Source organism: Flavobacterium sufflavum, assembly GCF_004016525.1.
GTDB lineage: Bacteria > Bacteroidota > Bacteroidia > Flavobacteriales > Flavobacteriaceae > Flavobacterium > Flavobacterium sufflavum.
Genome location: NZ_SACJ01000014.1, coordinates 59,677 through 78,514, shown reverse-complemented (window position 1 = coordinate 78,514; position 18,838 = coordinate 59,677). Strand labels below are relative to the sequence as shown.

Annotated in this window: 8 protein-coding genes; all 8 read left to right on the top strand. The window is 34.3% G+C overall.

Annotated features, from left to right (window positions below):
* Positions 1–13: 13 nt before the first annotated feature.
* On the top strand, positions 14–1,186 hold the full coding sequence (locus EOD40_RS16410; protein ID WP_128197379.1) for a FecR family protein: 1,173 nt from the start codon (positions 14–16) through the stop codon (positions 1,184–1,186).
* A 180-nt stretch (positions 1,187–1,366) separates the two neighbouring features.
* The gene (locus tag EOD40_RS16405; protein WP_128197378.1) at positions 1,367–4,672 is read left to right on the top strand and encodes a TonB-dependent receptor; all 3,306 of its coding nucleotides are present in this window, start codon (positions 1,367–1,369) and stop codon (positions 4,670–4,672) included.
* 28 nt (positions 4,673–4,700) lie between these two features.
* Entirely contained in the window at positions 4,701–6,191 is a 1,491-nt protein-coding gene (locus EOD40_RS16400; RefSeq protein ID WP_128197376.1) for a RagB/SusD family nutrient uptake outer membrane protein, read from the top strand.
* Positions 6,192–6,804: 613 nt separating this feature from the next.
* Positions 6,805–9,261, top strand: a complete 2,457-nt coding sequence (locus EOD40_RS16395; RefSeq protein WP_128197373.1) for a family 43 glycosylhydrolase — start codon at positions 6,805–6,807, stop codon at positions 9,259–9,261.
* A gap of 250 nt (positions 9,262–9,511) precedes the next feature.
* Positions 9,512–12,133, top strand: a complete 2,622-nt coding sequence (locus EOD40_RS16390) for an alpha-L-arabinofuranosidase C-terminal domain-containing protein (RefSeq protein ID WP_231129651.1) — start codon at positions 9,512–9,514, stop codon at positions 12,131–12,133.
* Between the two features lie 48 nt (positions 12,134–12,181).
* Positions 12,182–15,325, top strand: a complete 3,144-nt coding sequence (locus EOD40_RS16385) for a glycoside hydrolase family 2 TIM barrel-domain containing protein (RefSeq protein WP_231129650.1) — start codon at positions 12,182–12,184, stop codon at positions 15,323–15,325.
* 125 nt (positions 15,326–15,450) lie between these two features.
* The gene (locus tag EOD40_RS16380) at positions 15,451–16,485 is read left to right on the top strand and encodes a family 43 glycosylhydrolase (RefSeq protein WP_231129649.1); all 1,035 of its coding nucleotides are present in this window, start codon (positions 15,451–15,453) and stop codon (positions 16,483–16,485) included.
* A 156-nt stretch (positions 16,486–16,641) separates the two neighbouring features.
* A complete protein-coding gene (locus tag EOD40_RS16375; protein ID WP_128197372.1) occupies positions 16,642–18,144 on the top strand; it encodes a family 43 glycosylhydrolase in 1,503 nt (500 codons plus the stop codon).
* Positions 18,145–18,838 lie beyond the last annotated feature (694 nt).

Genomic DNA, 18,838 nt, shown 5'->3' with positions numbered 1-18,838 from the left:
AAAACCTTATATTATGTATCAGAAAGAAGTATTTAATGAACTTATGGAGCAGTTTATTTCAGGAGAGATTACTTCTGAAGGTAAAACAATGCTACTCTCGATGTTGGATAATCCCCAATATTCGGAGGAACTGAATGCGATTCTTCGAGAAAATTATGACTCTGTAGAAATTCCTACCGTTAGTCCTGATGTAACTAAAAAGTTTATCGAAGAACTTAGGAAGAAAATGGATGCTTCTTCAAAAACAAAAGAGTCGTCTGTTATAAGGTTATTTAACTGGAGAAAAATAGCGGTAGCTGCAAGTGTTTTAGTAGCCATTGGTATTGGAACTTTTGCTCTTTTTCAAAAAAGAGATCAATCTCCTGTGATGGTAGCTTCAAAAGAAAGTAATGATAAAGAGCCTGGAAAAACGGGAGCGATACTAACGCTTTCTGATGGTTCCAAAATTGTTTTGGATAGCGCAGGGAATGGATTGTTAGCCAATCAAAATAATACGGCTGTTTTAAAAAAAAATGGTGGTGTTGTATATAAGGCAGGTAGTGGTACTCAAGTAGTATACAATACGATGACCACTCCCAGAGCACGACAGTATAACCTGGAATTATCAGATGGTACGAAAGTATGGCTTAATGCATCTTCGTCAATTACTTTTCCAACTTCTTTTGCGGCAAACGAAAGAAAAGTAACCCTAACTGGAGAAGCTTATTTTGAAGTAGCCAAAGACAAAAAGAGACCTTTTAGGGTTTCAGTAAATGATATGCAGGTAAACGTATTAGGAACTCATTTTAATGTAAATGCGTATGATGATGAAGCTACCGTAAATACCACCCTTTTAGAAGGAAGTGTGTTATTAACTGAGAAAGGCAAAAAAGTACTATTGAAACCTGGGCAGCAAGCACAAAAACAAAAACTAGGTGCTATTGTCGTAAATGATAATGTAAATTTAGAAGAAGTAATGGGATGGAAAAATGGCGTATTCTATTTTGAGAATGCCAGTCTTCAAATGGTTTTACGACAACTAAGTCGCTGGTATGACGTGGATGTTGTATTTGAAAAAGGAATACCTGAAAGAACATTTGAAGGAGAAATACAAAGGAATTTACAGTTATCACAAGTATTAAAAATTTTAGAAAAGAATAAGGTACATTTTAAAATCGATGGAAATGTTTTAAGAGTGATGCCATAATTAGATTAGAACGGGGAAACCCTTTTTTATAAAATATGTATTTGTTATTAATAAAAAAAGCCAGCAGATGTTGGAAGCATTGCTGGCTTGTTCCTAAAATAAAAAGGAACAGTTATGGAAAACAGATAGATAAACCAAGCAAGGAGAATTTATTATTAACCAAAAACCATTACCAAAAGTATGAAATTATTACCAAAAACCAAGCCGAAAAATCATTGGCTAACTACTAACGCCTGGAAAGTTATGAAATTAACATCCATATTAGTTATCGCGCTGACTTTCCAAGTTTCAGCAGCAGTGTCCTCACAAACGATTACTTTCTCAGGAAAGAATGTTCCGTTTAAGAAAGTAATATCGGTCATGAAAAGTCAAACTAATTATGTTTTTTTCTATGACATGGCTATCTTAAAAAATGTTAAGCCAATTTCTATTAATGTTGTAAGTGCCCCGATTGAGAAGGTGCTGGAACAAGCTTTTGCAGAAACTTCAATTACATGGATTATTGAAGGAAAAACAATTTCTTTAATTCCTAAAGTTGAAAAGGCAAAAGAATCAACTAATTTGTCGATACAGCAAAATATAATTAAAGGTAAAATTACTGACGAAAAAGGAGCTCCTTTACCTGGAGTTACAATACTTGTTAAAAACACAAAAAAAGCAACGACTACAGATTTTGACGGTAATTTTGAATTAAAAACCGCAGATAGCGAAAGTACATTAGTCATTTCTTATATCGGTTTTGCCACCCAAGAAGTAAAAGTTTCTAAATCGGAAAACTTAAAAATTGTCCTGCTACAAGAAACAAGTAAATTAGAAGATGTGGTGGTAGTTGGTTACGGATCCAAAAAACGTAAAGACTTAACTGGAGCTGTGACAACATTGTCTTCGGATAGTTATAAAGACCAACCTGTTCTAAATTCTGCAGCTGCTATACAAGGTCGTGTTGCCGGTGTGGCTGTAAACAATAATTCGGGTGCTCCTGGAGGAGGTATAAAAGTCCGTATTAGAGGTGCAAATTCTGTTAATGCAGGGAATGAACCTTTATATGTTGTAGATGGTATTGCTTTAAGTAGTTCCGGTTTTCAGGATGTTAATATAAATGATATTAGTTCCATGGAAATTTTAAAGGATGCTTCAGGGACAGCTATTTACGGATCAAGAGGGGCTAATGGTGTAATATTAATTACTACTAAATCTGGAAAAACCGGAAAAACAAAAATTCAATATTCTTCTTTTGTTAGTTTTAACAGCCCTATGAAGAAATATGATTTGATGGATGCAGTAACTTATGCTAAAGTAGCCAATGTTGCTGCAGGTACTACTGTATTTCCAAATCCTGATTCATTTGCAAATAAAACAACTGATATGCAAAATAAGATTTTTGCTAATGCAGTAACACAAAACCATCAAGTTACAGTATCCGGAGGAACCGACAATACTAAGTACTTTATTTCTGGATTTTACACAGATCAAGAAGGTTTACTTTTAAATTCAAATCAAAATAAATTTGGACTTCGTTCTAATTTAGGAATAAAATTGAGTGAGCGTTTCAATTTAGATCTTGGAATGTTTGTTAGCAGAATTAATTCTAAAAACAATACTGATATTGGAGATAAAGGGAATCCCGTGATGTCAGGAATGACTTGGGCTCCAACAGAACCAATATATGATGATGATGCCAATGGTTTATATAATGTTAGAGCGGTATCCCCAATTTGGCAAAATCCTTATATGATACTTAAAGAAAGAAATAGTAATGATTTTTCAAATGTGGGTATTTTTAATGGTAAATTAAAATACAAAATTACCGATTGGTTGACTTTTACAGTCAATACAGGTTTAGATATGAAAATTTCTAAAGGTGCATTCTTGAACAATCAATGGATTAGCCCTGGTAATATGGGATCGGGTCAAAGCTATAGAGAAGCTTATACTTTTCAAAATAGTGATATACTTACGTTTCATAAAACATTTAATACTGTTCATGACCTAACAGTTACAGCTGTTTATGAGAATACTTCAAATAAAACTTCTGGATTTGGTGCCAGCGGTTCTGGTCTGTCATCTACTATCAATGGATATGATAATCTATCATTAAATGCTAGCCAGGGTATTTCTTCTAATTATACAAATTGGGGCATACTATCTTATATGGGACGTTTGGAATATGCCTATGATAGTAAATATCTTTTAACTGCAACGATGAGAAGAGATGGTTCTTCTAAATTTCAAGGAAAAAATAAATGGAGTAATTTTCCATCCGTTGGTTTAGGATGGAAGCTTTCTGAAGAGTCATTTATAAAAGATATGGATGTTTTTTCAACTCTAAAACTAAGAGCGGGATGGGGAATTACAGGAAATCAATCTGTACCTCCATATAGTACTCTTGGATTACTTAATCCTTTTACCTATTCATATGGTACGCCTACTGGATATTTAGGGTATTCCATAGGTAATCCCGCAACTCCGGATGTAAAATGGGAAACAACGAGTCAAGTAGATGTGGGTATTGATGTTAGTTTATTAAATAACCGATTAAATTTTACTGCTGATTATTATAATAAAGATACTCGCGATTTGTTGTTATTTACCAATATCCCAAATTACAGTGGTGGTGGTACATTCTTGAAAAACGTAGGAAAAGTAAATAATAGAGGTTTTGAAATGGCTGTTGATTTTGATGCTATTCAATCTGAAAATTTCAAATGGTCATTAGGTGGTAACTTTTCGACCAATCAAAATAAAGTAATGAGTTTAGGTGATGAGTCTATAGTATTGAGAGGACCAATTAATGGTTTAATTTCAAGTCCGATTCAAGCTATTAAAAAAGGGGAACCTTTAGGTTCATTTTACCTAATACCATGGACTGGTATTTATAAAAATGACGATCCTACACTTGGTTTCAAAGCTGGGGATAACCGTTATACTGATGTAAGTGGAAATAATTCAATTGGAGATGAGGATAAAGTGATTTCAGGTTCGGCAACACCTAAATATCAATGGGGATTTACTAACAACTTTAGTTATAAAAATTTCGAATTGAATATATTTATTCAAGGAGCACATGGAAACAAAATGTTTAATGCTACCTATGCTGCAACTGCAGTACCAACATCAGATGTTGCTTATCCTACTTTGAACGAAGTATCTAATTATTGGACACCTCAAAATACAAATGCAGTTTGGGCTAATCCGGGAAGTACCACAAATAGAAATATTATTGAATCAACTCGTTTTCTTCAAGATGCAAGCTATGTAAGAGTTAAAAATATTAGTTTGTCATATTCTATACCAAAAAGTGTGGTTAATGTATCATCAGCTAAAATATCAATTAGTGCACAAAACTTTTTGACTTTTACTAAATACAAAGGATTTGATCCTGAAGCATCTTCAACTTCATCAAGTAGTGATGCCGATGCGGGAATCGATTTGGGAGCATATCCATCTCCAAAAACAGTCACTTTATCACTAAACATTGGATTGTAGAAAATTCAACTTAATTAAAACTAAAAAAATGAAACTATATATATATTTAATCGTAGTGATGATTGGTTTTTCATCCTGTGACAACAGTTATTTAGACGAAACTCCAAAGGGGAGTATTACCCCTTTGAATTTTTACAAAACAAGTAGTGACCTGGATATGGCAACTATTGCATTGAGTCTTAAGATTAATGGTGCATTTAATACGTCATCTGGTATTGCAACTTGTTATGGTGCAGATGATTTCTCTGTTCAAAGAGCAGGTAATAAATTTAATTTTTCAGACTTCGACACCTTTAATGCTACATCATCTAATGACAGGATGACTGCATGGTGGAATAATTTCTATGCCACTATTAAATCGGCTAATGCCTTGATTGCAAATTATCAAAATGCAGTACAAGCTAGTGAAGTTGAAAGAAACAATACTGCCGGATATGCTTATTTTAGTCGCGCACTTAGTTATTTCTTTTTGACCAGAGTTTGGGGTGCAGTGCCTCTGCCAACTGAATCAAAAGTGTATACTGATTTACCAAATTCTCAACCTACTGATGTTTATGCCTTGATTGTTGAAGATTTAAAAAAGGCAGAGATTATGTTACCTGCACATTGGAGTGGTGTTAGAGTTCAAAACGGTGTTGATATTTATCCTACCAGTGGATCGGCTAAAGCATTGTTAGCAAATGTTTATCTTACAATGGCGGGATGGCCACTTAAACAAACCGATAAATATGCATTGGCTGCTGCAAAAGCTAAAGAAGTTATTGATAATAAAGGAACATGGGGCTATAAATTAGAAACTAATAGTGCTGACTTGTTTGATATACAAAATAAGTATAATCATGAGACCGTTTACGGATGTTATTACAATAATAATTTACCTGTTTTTAATTTTGAAAATGGTAGTATGACCGGTCCAAATTCTTATGCTCCTGAAGATGAAGGTGGTTGGAGTGATGGGTATGGAGAAATTGCCTTTTACAATAAGTTTCCTTCAGGACCTAGAAAAGATGCAACCTATCAAAAAGTGTATTTTTTAAATGGAAATCCTAATACTCCTGGAGATTACACTAAAAATTTGCGTAAACATCCTTATTTTTTGAAATACCGTTTTGATGATAGTTACAATAAAACAACTCACACAGCTGCAAATTGGTGGGGAAGTATGACTGTTCCTGTTATACGCTATGCTGAAGTATTACTTACCTACGCCGAAGCAAAAGCCATGTCTGCAAGTCCAGAGACAACTGCTTATGCAGCAATCAATGAAGTAAGAACTCGAGCTGGTTTAGCTAATCTTACATCTGGCTTGTCTCAAACTGATTTTAAGGCTGCAGTTGTAGCTGAAAGAGGTTGGGAATTTACAGGAGGAGAACCTGCAGCAAGATGGTTTGATCTTATTAGAACTGAAACTGTTGCAAAAGCTCTTATTGATCGTGATCCATCTGAAGTACCTTTAATCAATCATCCAGATGATACAAATCATACCTATTATTGGGCTCCAATTCCTAATGTAAAATAAAGTGTTTTTTTGGATGTACACTGGATTACATTAGATAATGTTTTAAAATAGATCTAAGTAAGAATAAATCCAGTTACTAAATAGAAACTACTAAATAAAGTAAGCTAGGTTCAGATTGAATTTTGAACCTGGCTAATTTTTAAATATGTATTGGTGAAAAGATTTGTACGGTCAATTTTCCAAAATAATCAATTTATGATTTTTAATTATTTATTCTTGATAATCTGTAAAATGAAATTATTTTTTACTTAAAAATATAGTATCACAAAAAAAGCCTTGTTTTTAGTGAGTTAATGCTGTAATTGGTCTATGATTTATAAATAATGAATGATAATTTATCTCCAAAATTAACGGTTCTGGCTAATTTTGTTTATTAGACATTTAAAATAAGTGTATATTTAACATTAATAATAATTTGCTTCTGAAAAATATAATCATTTAAATCTATTTGATGTTTTTTAATGCTAAAAAGTCATGATTTTAATGAGTCAAAGTAAAAAGATGTTTTTTGTTAAAGAAGACTTTTTGAAAATGATTGTCTTACAAGAGGGTATCGGTTGTTTTAATGATTACCCCAATATTTTTGAATTCTTAATAAATAACTAACTAAAATATGACCAAAATTAAATCTCTTTTTCTTTTATTATCTTTTTTATTTTGTTGTACTTCAACAATAATAGCTCAGGAATATCCCAAAGCTATTTTGTCTGGGGATTATCCTGATCCAACGATTTTACGTGATGGAAAGGATTATTACATGACACATTCTCCATTTTATTATAAGCCGGGTTTTTTGATTTGGCATTCTCAGGATTTGGTTAATTGGGAACCTATTACCCGTGTAATACCAGAGTATGAGGGTTCGGCTATGGCACCTGATCTTGTAAAACATAACGGTAAATTTTATCTTTATTATCCAGCAGCACAAACAAACTGGGTAGTTTGGGCTAATGATATTAAAGGACCATGGAGTAAACCAATTGATTTAAAAGTTCCTGGGATTGATCCTGGACATGTGGTAGGGAAGGATGGACAACGTTTTTTATATGTTAATGAGGGAAAAGTGATTCGTCTTTCGGATGATGGTTTGAGTACTATTGGAGAACTTAAATCAGTTTATGACGGATGGGTATATCCCAAAGGTTGGAAAACAGAATGTATGTGTTTAGAATCTCCTAAATTAACCTATAAAGATGGCTATTACTATATGACTTCAGCTGAGGGAGGAACAGCAGGTCCGGCAACAAGTCATATGGTTGTTGTAGCACGTTCTAAGAATCCAACAGGTCCTTGGGAAAATTCTCCGTATAACCCAATTGTGCATACTTATAGTGATAGAGACAATTGGTGGTCAAAAGGGCATGGTACAATAATAGATGATGTAAACGGAAATTGGTGGATTGTGTATCACGCTTACGCTAATGGTTACCATACTTTGGGTCGTCAAACATTAATTGAGCCTATTGAATGGACTTCAGATGGCTGGTATCGTACTATAAAAAAAGCAAATCCAATTGTAACCAATAAAACAACAAAACAAGGACTTGAATTGTCTGACGACTTTAAAGGTTCAGAATTAGGTTTACAATGGACATTTTGGAAAGAGTATGCGCCTGAGGCTCTAACATTAAAAAATAAATCACTTACGGTAAAAGCAAATGGAGATTCTCCGGATAATGCACGAAAATTATTGATTACTCCAACTGATAAATCTTATGTCACTCAGGTTGAGGTTCAGTTTGATAAAGACAATCAGGCAGGATTGATTCTGTTTTATAATGAGAAAGCTTTTTCAGGGATTGTTTCAGACGGTAAAAATTTCACCGTTTATAAAGATGCGGAACACAACACTAAAATACCAAATAAATTTGGAAAACATTTTTTCTTAAAAATATTGAACAAAGGAAACAATTGTACTTTCTCAGCGAGTAAAGATGGAATTAAATGGACTGTTGTAGCCAAGGATATTGATGTTTCTAAAATGCATCATAATAATTACAAAGGATTTTATGCCTTGAGATCAGGTTTGATTTCTTTTGGAAAAGGAAAAAGCATCTTCAAAGATTTTCGTTATGCAAATGCTACTCCTACAGAGAAAGACATGAGTGCTTATTTGATGGTTTTTCATAAAGACGAGACACATAGTTTGTATATGGCTCTAAGTCCTGACGGATACAGTTTTACAGCATTAAATGACGGTAAACCAATCATTACGGGTGATACTATAGCCAGTCAAAAAGGAATCCGTGATCCACACATTTACCGTGGTCCTGATGGTGCATTTTATTTAGCTATGACTGATCTTCACGTACTTGCAAAAAGAGATGGTTTTCGCGATACCGAGTGGGAGCGTGACAAAGCAAAATACGGTTGGGGAAACAATAAAGGTTTGGTATTAATGAAATCCTGGGATTTGATTAACTGGAAGCGCAAGAATATTTATCTCAATGAATTTTCTGCAGAATTTAGTGAAATTGGTTGTGCCTGGGCACCTGAAGTTATCTATGATGAAAATAAAGGAAAATTAATGATATACTTTACGATGCGTTTCCAAAATGAAGCTAATAAGTTATACTATGCCTATATCAATGATGATTTTGATAAATTAGAATCTAGACCACAATTATTATTTGAATATGCAGATCCTAATGTATCAGCAATTGACGCTGATATTACAAAAGTGAATGGGAAGTATAGAATGTTTTATGTGTCCCATGATGGAACTCCAGGTATTAAGCAGGCAGTTTCTAACAGGATAAATGGTGATTATGAATTTGATGCAAGATGGTATGACCCTGAGCCTAAGCCGTGTGAAGCACCAAATGTATGGAAACGAATTGGTGAAGATAAATGGGTGTTGATGTATGATATCTATGGTATTGATCCTCATAATTTTGGTTTCAGTGAAACTTCTGATTTTGAAAACTTCAAAGACCTTGGTCATTTCAACGAAGGAGTGATGAAAACTACAAATTTTATTTCTCCAAAACATGCAGCAGTAATTCATTTGACAAAGGAAGAAGCAGAAAAGCTTGCTGAAAAGTGGAAACTTAAGTTAGACTTCAAATAACACAGATATTTCAATCTAAATTTGAGTTAGGTGAGAATCATGGAAAATAATAATTTTTAGGATAGTACTATTATAGGTTTACTCATTAAGTATTTACGCTCAAAATTCAATATTGCCGGGTCTGTTCGTTCAGAGACTCGGCAATATGATATAAAAAAGAAGGTAAATAATATTATGTTTCTATAACAAGTAGTGGATTTAAAGCATAAAAATCATTTAAAGGAGAAAAACGTTAAACCAACGATTTAAAATGAAAAAAGTAAAAGATTTAATAATTAGCGATAATAAAAAAGCGAATAGCAAGAAAAGGATTTTAATGTTCTTGTTGATTTTTTTGATAGGACAGTTCAGTTCATTTGTATGGGCTAAAGAACCGGATTCTGTTTATTTATTTGCTTATACAAAACAGGAAGGAAAAAGATTTAACGGTTTGATGTTTGCTTGGAGTACGGATAAGAAAATATGGCATACTGTTGGATCCGAATACAGGTATCTGAAGAGTGATTATGGCAGAGAAAAAACCCTGATACAACCTTTTTTATTGAGAGATGAACAAGGAATTTGGCATTGCTTCTGGACAGTGAACGAAAAGGAGGGGATAGTGGCACATGTTGCTTCGGAAGATTTAGTAAAGTGGAAAAGGCAATCATATAATAAGATGTTGTTGAATGATAATTGTCTATCCATTGAGGCGGTTAAAAGAGGAAATAGTTATGATGTAACATGGATAGGTAAACTAAGTGGAAAAGAGAAAATATATTCAGTTACTACAGAGGATTTTAAAAGTTTTTCGGGAGTAAAAGAAATTACTTCGAGAACAAATGCAAATCTGCGTAACACTATAAATATCAATGGAGAAAATGCTACTGGAACAATACATAAAGTGAAGTGGAGTGTTGTTGATGGATTAATGAAAGCACAACAAATGGTCGCCTACAAAGGGATATTGAATGGAGAATCTACTTATGATGATGCTACTCGTTTTGCTTCTTTGAAACCGTTAGAAGCTAAAGTGAACCTAAATAGTGCTGAAAGCAAATCTATAAGTGATATGTTGATTGGGGTGTTTTTTGAAGATTTAAATTACGCTGCCGACGGTGGACTTTATGCAGAATTGATTCAGAATCGTGATTTTGAATATTCTTTGACCGACAAAGAAGGAAAAGATAAAAACTGGAATAGTAGTAAAGCTTGGGAATTGAAAGGAAAAGGGGCTTTTTGGACAATTGACAGCATTTCACCAGTACATCCTAACAATAAGCATTATGTGAAGTTAAAATTAGATGGATTTGATGCAACTTTGGTTAATGAAGGTTTTGAAGGAATACCTTTAAAAGCTGGCGACAAGTATAATTTTTCATTCTTCACTAAAATACAAGAAGGAAAAGGAGGGCAGGTTCTGATTCGTTTAGTGGATAAAGACGGTAAGGTATGTGGGGAAAAGACATTAAATTGTACTTCTACAAACTGGAAGAAACAAGAAATTGTTTTAACAGCTTCTCAAACGGTTGCTGATGCTAAATTAGAGATTCATCCTCGTTTTCAGGGAACGGTTGCGATGGATATGATTTCATTGTTTCCACAAAAGACGTTCAAAGGACGCAAAAACGGATTGAGATCAGATTTGGCACAGACCATTGCCGACCTAAAACCAAAATTTATGCGTTTTCCGGGAGGTTGCTTGTCTCATGGAGATGGATTGGAAAATATGTATCGATGGAAAAATACTATTGGGCCATTGGAAGCTCGTGTACCACAAAGAAACATCTGGAATTATCATCAAACTGTAGGATTGGGCTATTTCGAATATTTTCAGTTCTGTGAAGATATAGGTGTACTCCCTTTACCTGTGGTTGCTGCCGGAATACCTTGTCAAAACTCACATGGAGGACAACAAGGCGGAATACCAATGGAGCAAATGGGTGAATATGTGCAAGAAGTTTTAGATTTAATCGAATGGGCTAATGGAGGAGTAAATACCAAATGGGGTAAGATACGTGCTGAAGCAGGACATCCAAAACCATTCAATTTGAAATACATTGGTGTGGGTAATGAGGACATGATCACTGATGTATTCGAAGAACGATTTACGATGATTTACAAAGCTATCAAAGAGAAATATCCACAAATTACCGTAATAGGAACAACTGGGCCTATGTTGGATGGTACTGATTATGAAGAAGGTTGGCAAATAGCAGACAAACTGGGTTTGTCAATGGTGGATGAGCATGGGTATCAGTCTGTAGGTTGGTATATTAATAATCAAGATTTTTACGATAGCTACGATAGAAATAAAGCTAAGGTATATTTGGGAGAATATGCCGCTCGTGCTAAGGGAGGTCCTAACTTAGAGTCGGCATTGGCAGAGGCATTACATTTATCAAATATAGAACGCAACGGTGATGTGGTGGCCATGACTTCATATGCTCCATTATTGGCTAAAGAGAATTTCACCCAGTGGAATCCCGATATGATTTATTTTAATAATACAGAGGTAAAACCAACAGTGGGTTATTATATGCAAAAAATGTTTGGGCAAAATGGAGGAGACACTTATATTCCTACTACATTAGACTTATCTGATAGATCTGAAGCTGTAAAGAAACGTATCAATGTTTCTGTAGTTCACGATAAAGCTTCTGGAGATTATATAGTTAAGATTGTTAATTTGCTTCCTGTATCAGTTAAGACTAAACTGGATTTGAGTTCTTTAGATAATTTGGAAACTAAAGTTTCTTATACTTGTTTGAGTGGTCGTCCTGAAGACAAACAGCTTCTTCCTGTGACTAATAGCATTTCGTTGTCTGAGGTGGCTGATAAAGAAATTCCGGCCTATTCTTTTTCGGTGTTGCGATTTAAAAAATTAAAATAAATAAAAATTGATAAAAACAGGTTTAGTTGGCTTGTTTAAAATATAAATATGAAAATAGTTATGAGTGATTTTTTTAAAATGTTTACCCTTGTCTTAGTTTTACTGACAAGTGGGGCTTCAAAAGCACAAAAAGCAATGTGGCTTGACGAAACCAAAAATGAAGAAAACAGGCTTCCAATGCACGCCTCTTATTTTGTTTATGAATCGGATGCGGCAGCATTAAAGAATGATTGGAAACAGTCTTCCAATTATTCCAGTCTCAACGGGGCATGGAAATTTTTCTGGGCTGAAAATCCCGATGGAATACCTAAAGGATTTGAAACCAAAGATTATAATGATAATTCATGGAAATCATTTAATGTTCCTGCAAACTGGGAATTAAATGGATATGGTTTTCCTATATACACTACAAATGGTTTCGAATTTACTTACTTATTAAAGAACGGTAAGCAGCCTCCTATTGTTCCGATGGATTATAATCCTACGGCTGTTTATCGCAGGGAGGTTATGATTGATCCATCCTGGAATGGAAAAGAGGTGGTATTACATGTTGGAGCGGCAAAATCAAACCTTTCGGTTTGGGTTAATGGCAAATACATTGGTTATGGCGAAGACAGTAAGCTTCCTTCGGAATTTGATATTACTTCTTTTTTAACCAAGGGAAAAAATCTGATAGTGATGAAGATAATGCGTTGGTGTGATGGTAACTATTTGGAAGATCAGGATATGTGGCGTCTTAGTGGTATTGATCGTGATTGTTATTTGATGGCAAGAAATCCGGTTCATTTATATGATGTTGAAATCACTCCTGATTTGGATGCAGCTTATAAAAATGCCACTTTGGACGTAAAATTAAAATTAAATAAAAAGCCCGTTGCCCCGCTTATCGCAGTATTCGAACTTAGAGATGGGCAAAAGTTGATTAGTTCGAAAAGTTTGGCATTTGATAATTCGGTTAATGCTTCTGCAAAACTTGAAATAAATGCTCCGAAATTATGGAGCGCAGAAGCTCCTAATCTTTATCAGGCAGTAGTAAAGATTAAAGATGCGGCCGGAAATATTCTGGAAGTTATTCCTCAAGTGACAGGATTTAGAAAAGTTGAAATTAAAAACGGCTTGTTTCTAGTGAATGGAAAACCGGTATTGATAAAAGGGGTAAACCGTCATGAATCTGATCCTATTTCTGGTCACGTAATTTCAAGAGAAGCCATGATTCGTGATATTAAGCTTATGAAACAGTTTAATATTAATGCTGTCCGTACCTCTCATTACCCAAATAGTGAAATCTGGCTGGAGCTTTGTAATCAATATGGACTTTATGTAGTGGGTGAAGCAAATATTGAATCTCATGGGATGGGATTTAATGTTACTAAAACGCTTGCCAATAAACCAACGTGGGTAAATGCACACCTGATGAGAGTGCAACGAATGGTAGAACGAGACAAAAACCAACCATCCATTGTAATCTGGAGTACAGGAAATGAAGCCGGGAACGGATATAATTTTTATTCCTGTAATCTCTGGCTGAAAGAACGCGATAAAAGCAGACCTATTCAGTATGAAGGAGCCTGGATTGATTATAAAACATTGACCTGGGATTGGAATTCGGATATTATAAATCCAATGTATCCCACTTTTGATATGATGCTAAATTATGTAAAGGCAAATCCAACGCCTCAAAGACCTATGATTATGTGTGAATATGCTCATGCTATGGGGAATTCTTTAGGGAATTTTAAAGATTATTGGGATTTGATACGCGGCAATAAAAAGCATTTTCAGGGAGGTTTTATCTGGGATTTTGTAGATCAGTGTTTCGAGCGTGTAAATGCCAAAGGTGATACAGTATATACTTATGGAGGGGATTATGAACCTAAAGAAGCAGCTACCAAGTGGAATTTTGCTGCAAAAGGAATTTTTTACGCTAACCGAACTCCTTATCCGCATGCCTGGGAAATGAAAAAAGTGTATCAGGATATTCACACCAAAATGAAGGAAACTAAAAGTTTGAGTATTTACAATGAAAAATTCTTTACCAACCTTGATAATGTTAAATTGCATTGGGATGTAATAGTAGATGGTAAGACGGTTCAACAGGGTGATGTATTGTCATTGAGTGTTAATCCTCAGGATTCAACGTCGATTACACTGCCAATTAGGAAATTAAATAATGGTGAGGCATTTTTAAATCTAACTTATAGTCTTAAATCGGAAGAGCCTTTAAAACCAGCTGGACACATTATTGCAATTGAACAATTAAAACTAGGCGGAGAATACAAAAATGATGTCACCTTGTCGAATAAAGGTAATATCTCTAAAAACGAGACTTCGGATGAATTAAATGTCAGTTCCGATAAGGTTTCTATTGCATTTGATAAGAAAACAGGAATGTTTAAAAAATATGTTGTTGGAGGAGTGGTTTTACTTGATCAAAATTATTTGTTCAGGCCAAATTTTTGGAGAGCACCAAGCGACAATGATTTTGGAGCAAAATTTCAAACAAAACTGAAAGATTGGAAGAGTGCAGGATTAAACCCTGTGCTGAAAGAAATCTCATCCGAAACTCAAAAAAATGGTATCGTTGTAAAAGTCAAGTATGAGCTTCCTCAGGTTTTTGCTAATCTTAATATCGAATATTTAATTAATGCTTCTGGTGAAATCCTTGTAAATGAGAAATTATCGGTAACAGACAGCAGTAAGAAAGTTGAAATGCTTCCACGCTTTGGGATGCAATGGGTTTTACCTCAAGGTTTCGAATCTGTTGAATATTACGGACGTGGTCCGCATGAAAACTATATCGATCGTAATTTTAGCGCACATTTAGGGATTTACAAACAATCGGTAAAAGATCAATATTTTCCTTATGTTACGCCTCAGGAAACGGCTAATAAAACAGATTTGAGATGGCTTAAAATAAGTAATGTTAAAGGAGCAGGTCTTGAAATAAGAGGAGTGCAGCCTTTGAGCATAAGTGCGAAACATTATTTTGACAGTGACTTAGACAGTGGAGATGAACGAAATCAACGCCATGCAACAGATGTTGATCCGCGTCCACAAACGCAATTAAATATTGATTTGAAACAGATGGGAGTTGGTGGTCTGGATAGTTGGGGAGCAAAACCTCTGGATCAGTATCTGATGCCATATGGGAATTATGAGTTCAGTTTTCTTATAAAGCCATTGCTTCCATAAAGTATTTAATTGTTACTGTTTGATTTTTATATAAATAACCCGTTGGGTGAAATTGTTTTTGATAATTTCACCCAACGGGTTGTAAATAATTTATAAATAAAATGAGTTTAATAAAACAAGTTATTATGAAAGCAAAAGCAAAAAGTATGCTCCTAATACTTTGTAGTATTCTGGTATCTGTTGTTGCTTTTGGTCAGGAAAAAAATAAGGGAAAATTAGCTAATAAACCTGTATTTAGTGATCCAATTTATGACGGTGCGGCTGATCCTGTAATTATTTGGAATAAAAAAGAAAAAAAATGGTTTATGTTTTATACCAATCGTCGTGCGACAGATATGACTCAAGAGGGATCTAAATGGGTACATGGAACACGAATTGGGATTGCTGAATCAACCGATGGCGGTGCTAATTGGAAGTATCGGGATACGGCGAACATTAAGTATCGTCCAAACAAGGAGTATACTCATTGGGCACCCGATGTGTTTGAACATAAAGGGGTGTATCACATGTATCTGACTTATGTTCCCGGGGTTTTTGCCAGTTGGAATCATCCCCGTGAAATCATTCATCTTACAAGTAAAAATCTTTTAAACTGGGATTATAAATCAACATTGAAATTGGTTAATAATAATGTTATTGATGCAACAGTATATCAATTGCCAAATGGTACGTGGCGACTTTGGTATAATAATGAAAAAGATAGTAAAACGATTTATTATGCAGATAGTAAAGATCTTGAAAATTGGGATTTAAAAGGGAAAGTTATAGAAGAACGTGGAGAAGGGCCAAAAGTATTTCGTTGGAAAGGGAAGTATTGGATGATGGTTGATAATTGGGCGGGTATGAGTTTTTATTCGTCAGATGATGCAACTACTTGGACAAAGCAAGAAGGTGAAAGAATTTTAGAACTTCCGGGAAAAGGAAAAGACGATCAGGCTATTGGCGGTCATGCGGATGTAGTAGTTTCGGGCGACAGGGCTTTTGTATATTATTTCACTCATCCAGGCAGGATTACCAAAAAATATGCTGACAATGTTCAAACACGTCGTAGTGTAATTCAGGTTGCAGAATTGGAATATAAAAATGGAATAATCTCGGTAGACAGAGATAAACCTGTATATGTGAAACTGGATAAGCAGGCAATTAACAAAAGGAAATAAATAAAATGCAGGAGTTGTCTTGTAATAGGGGATTCCTAATTTCGTTTGAATAGCGTTTTTAGTATCTCTTCTTTTGGATGAGATAAAAAAAACATATAGAAGTGCACACAAATTTATGTCATAGACAGGAATTAAGAGTTAAATAAAATTACAATTATGAATAATACTATTTTAAAGAATTTAGGGCTATTTTGCTTATTTATTGTTGGTTGTCAGGTTGAAGCACAGCAAAATCAGCCTTTACCCCAGCCGGTTATCCCGGATTATGTTGCCGATCCCTCCATATCTTATTTTGATGGGACCTACTATTTGTATGGAACGTCGGATATTGACCATGGTTTGCTAGAAATGGGACCACCTGTTGTGTGGAAATCTAAAGACCTTGTGAATTGGAGTTATAAAGGAGTACTTTTTAAAGGTTTTGATTGGCAAAAGGCTCATACTTTTGGTCCTGAAGGAAAAAAGAAAACTGGTTATTTCAGGTATTGGGCTCCTGGTGCTGTAATCAAAAAAGATAAATTGTACCATTTGTATCCTACAATTCTAAAGCCGGATAATAAATTGGGTACCTACCATTTAACATCAAAAAGTCCGGAAGGTCCTTTTGAATTTACTAATGGAAAAGGGATTTTCTTTAATGAGCCGGAAAAAGAAAAAGAAGAGACTCAACCTGTTTTTGCAGATATAGATGGCGATCCTTTTGTAGATGACGATGGTCAGGCCTATATTTACTGGCGTCGTAGAAAAGCTGCTAAATTAAGTAAAGATTGGAAAACAATTGAAGGTCCGGAAGTATCTATTCCAACGAAAAGGACTGGTTATTCAGAAGGCCCTTTCTTGTTTAAACGAAACGGTATTTATTATTATTTATACACTTTATCTGGCGGAGCTAATTATGTTTATGCTTATATGATGAGCAAAACAGGTCCATTAGGTCCATTTGTTGCCCCAGATCAGGACATGATATTTAAGTCGAATATTGAGAAAGGGGTTTGGGGACCAGGTCATGGTAATGTGCTACATATTCCAAAGACAGACGATTATTTATTTTTCTATCTGGAATACGGTCAGGGAAACACAACGCGTCAGGTTTTTGTTAACCGTTTGCAATTTAATGCTGATGGAACTATTAGGCCTGTTGAGGTAACGACTACTGGTATTTTAGAAATGCCTAATTTGAACAAAAAGAAACTTATTCGTTCCGTCATAGTTACAGCTTCAAGTGTAAGAAGAGATACCATTATTAAAACAACTATCGATACGGTAATTGAGAAGTTAATTACAATTCCTCCAAAATTTGTTGAATCAGAATTAGCAAATGTTGAACGTAAAATGAATTTTAAACCAGAAAATGCTATTGACGGTTCAAACGGAACTTTCTGGATGTGTGATACAAAAGATAAGCAGCCTTGGTACCAAATTGATTTAGGAAATATAAAACGAGTGAAGAGTTTGGAGCTCTTTTTCTTAAAATCTACTCTGGGGCATACATTTAAAATTGAGAAGTCAGAGGATGGAAAAGAATGGCAAACAGTAAATATTCCTGTATCCGAAATAATTCAATCTCCTCAGATAATTAATAAAATTGGGAAAACACGTTTCCTTAAATTAACAATTTTATTGGGTACACCAGGTTTATGGGAAATTAAGATGTATTAGATAATAGTCTCTGATATTTTAGATAAAATAAATTGGTTTTAATAGTAGTGGTTGGAAGAAATTCCAACCACTTTTTTTTTGTTAGTTATCAGAATTATTGAAGAGTACAGGCAGGGTGTTTTATTGTAATTGTATAGAGAATAAAGAGCGGATTCAGCTATATATTGAGTGTTGTTGAATAAAACATTTTAGATTATGAGTATATCGACAACGGTGTTTTTTGATTGAGTTTTATAAAATTAAGTTAATGTGTTCTTGGGTTTTTGTTAATGTGTAAAACGGAATATTTTTTCAGTAAAAATACAGTATCGTGAAAAATACTTACTTTTTTGTATGTATAATTTAAAAATGGGCAATAATTTATATAGAATGAATGATAATTTATCACTTAAAAAAGACATTCTAGGTAATTTTGATATGTTGATAATCGAGTAAAATGTTAATCTAAGGTTAATTTATTATTTGTTGTCAATTTTTAAAAGTAGGTATTTGAAAAAATGGATTGAATTTAAATAATTACAATTTTTGGTTGGCTTGTAGTTTTTGCCCTATCAGTTGTTGATTAAAAGAATCGGCGGCTGTTTATCAAAAACAGTCCATTTTATACCTACCTAGTATTGTTGTAATTGTACAAGATTGTGCATGAATGGTTAATGTGTGTTTGGTTAGTGATTTTTAGTTCTTACAACTACTG

What these genes read in the sequence shown, in the direction of transcription:
- EOD40_RS16410 (WP_128197379.1), top strand. Translation starts at nt 14, where the DNA reads ATGTATCAGAAAGAAGTATTTAATGAACTTATGGAGCAGTTTATTTCA.
- EOD40_RS16405 (WP_128197378.1), top strand. Translation starts at nt 1,367, where the DNA reads ATGAAATTATTACCAAAAACCAAGCCGAAAAATCATTGGCTAACTACT.
- EOD40_RS16400 (WP_128197376.1), top strand. Translation starts at nt 4,701, where the DNA reads ATGAAACTATATATATATTTAATCGTAGTGATGATTGGTTTTTCATCC.
- EOD40_RS16395 (WP_128197373.1), top strand. Translation starts at nt 6,805, where the DNA reads ATGACCAAAATTAAATCTCTTTTTCTTTTATTATCTTTTTTATTTTGT.
- EOD40_RS16390 (WP_231129651.1), top strand. Translation starts at nt 9,512, where the DNA reads ATGAAAAAAGTAAAAGATTTAATAATTAGCGATAATAAAAAAGCGAAT.
- EOD40_RS16385 (WP_231129650.1), top strand. Translation starts at nt 12,182, where the DNA reads ATGAAAATAGTTATGAGTGATTTTTTTAAAATGTTTACCCTTGTCTTA.
- EOD40_RS16380 (WP_231129649.1), top strand. Translation starts at nt 15,451, where the DNA reads ATGAAAGCAAAAGCAAAAAGTATGCTCCTAATACTTTGTAGTATTCTG.
- EOD40_RS16375 (WP_128197372.1), top strand. Translation starts at nt 16,642, where the DNA reads ATGAATAATACTATTTTAAAGAATTTAGGGCTATTTTGCTTATTTATT.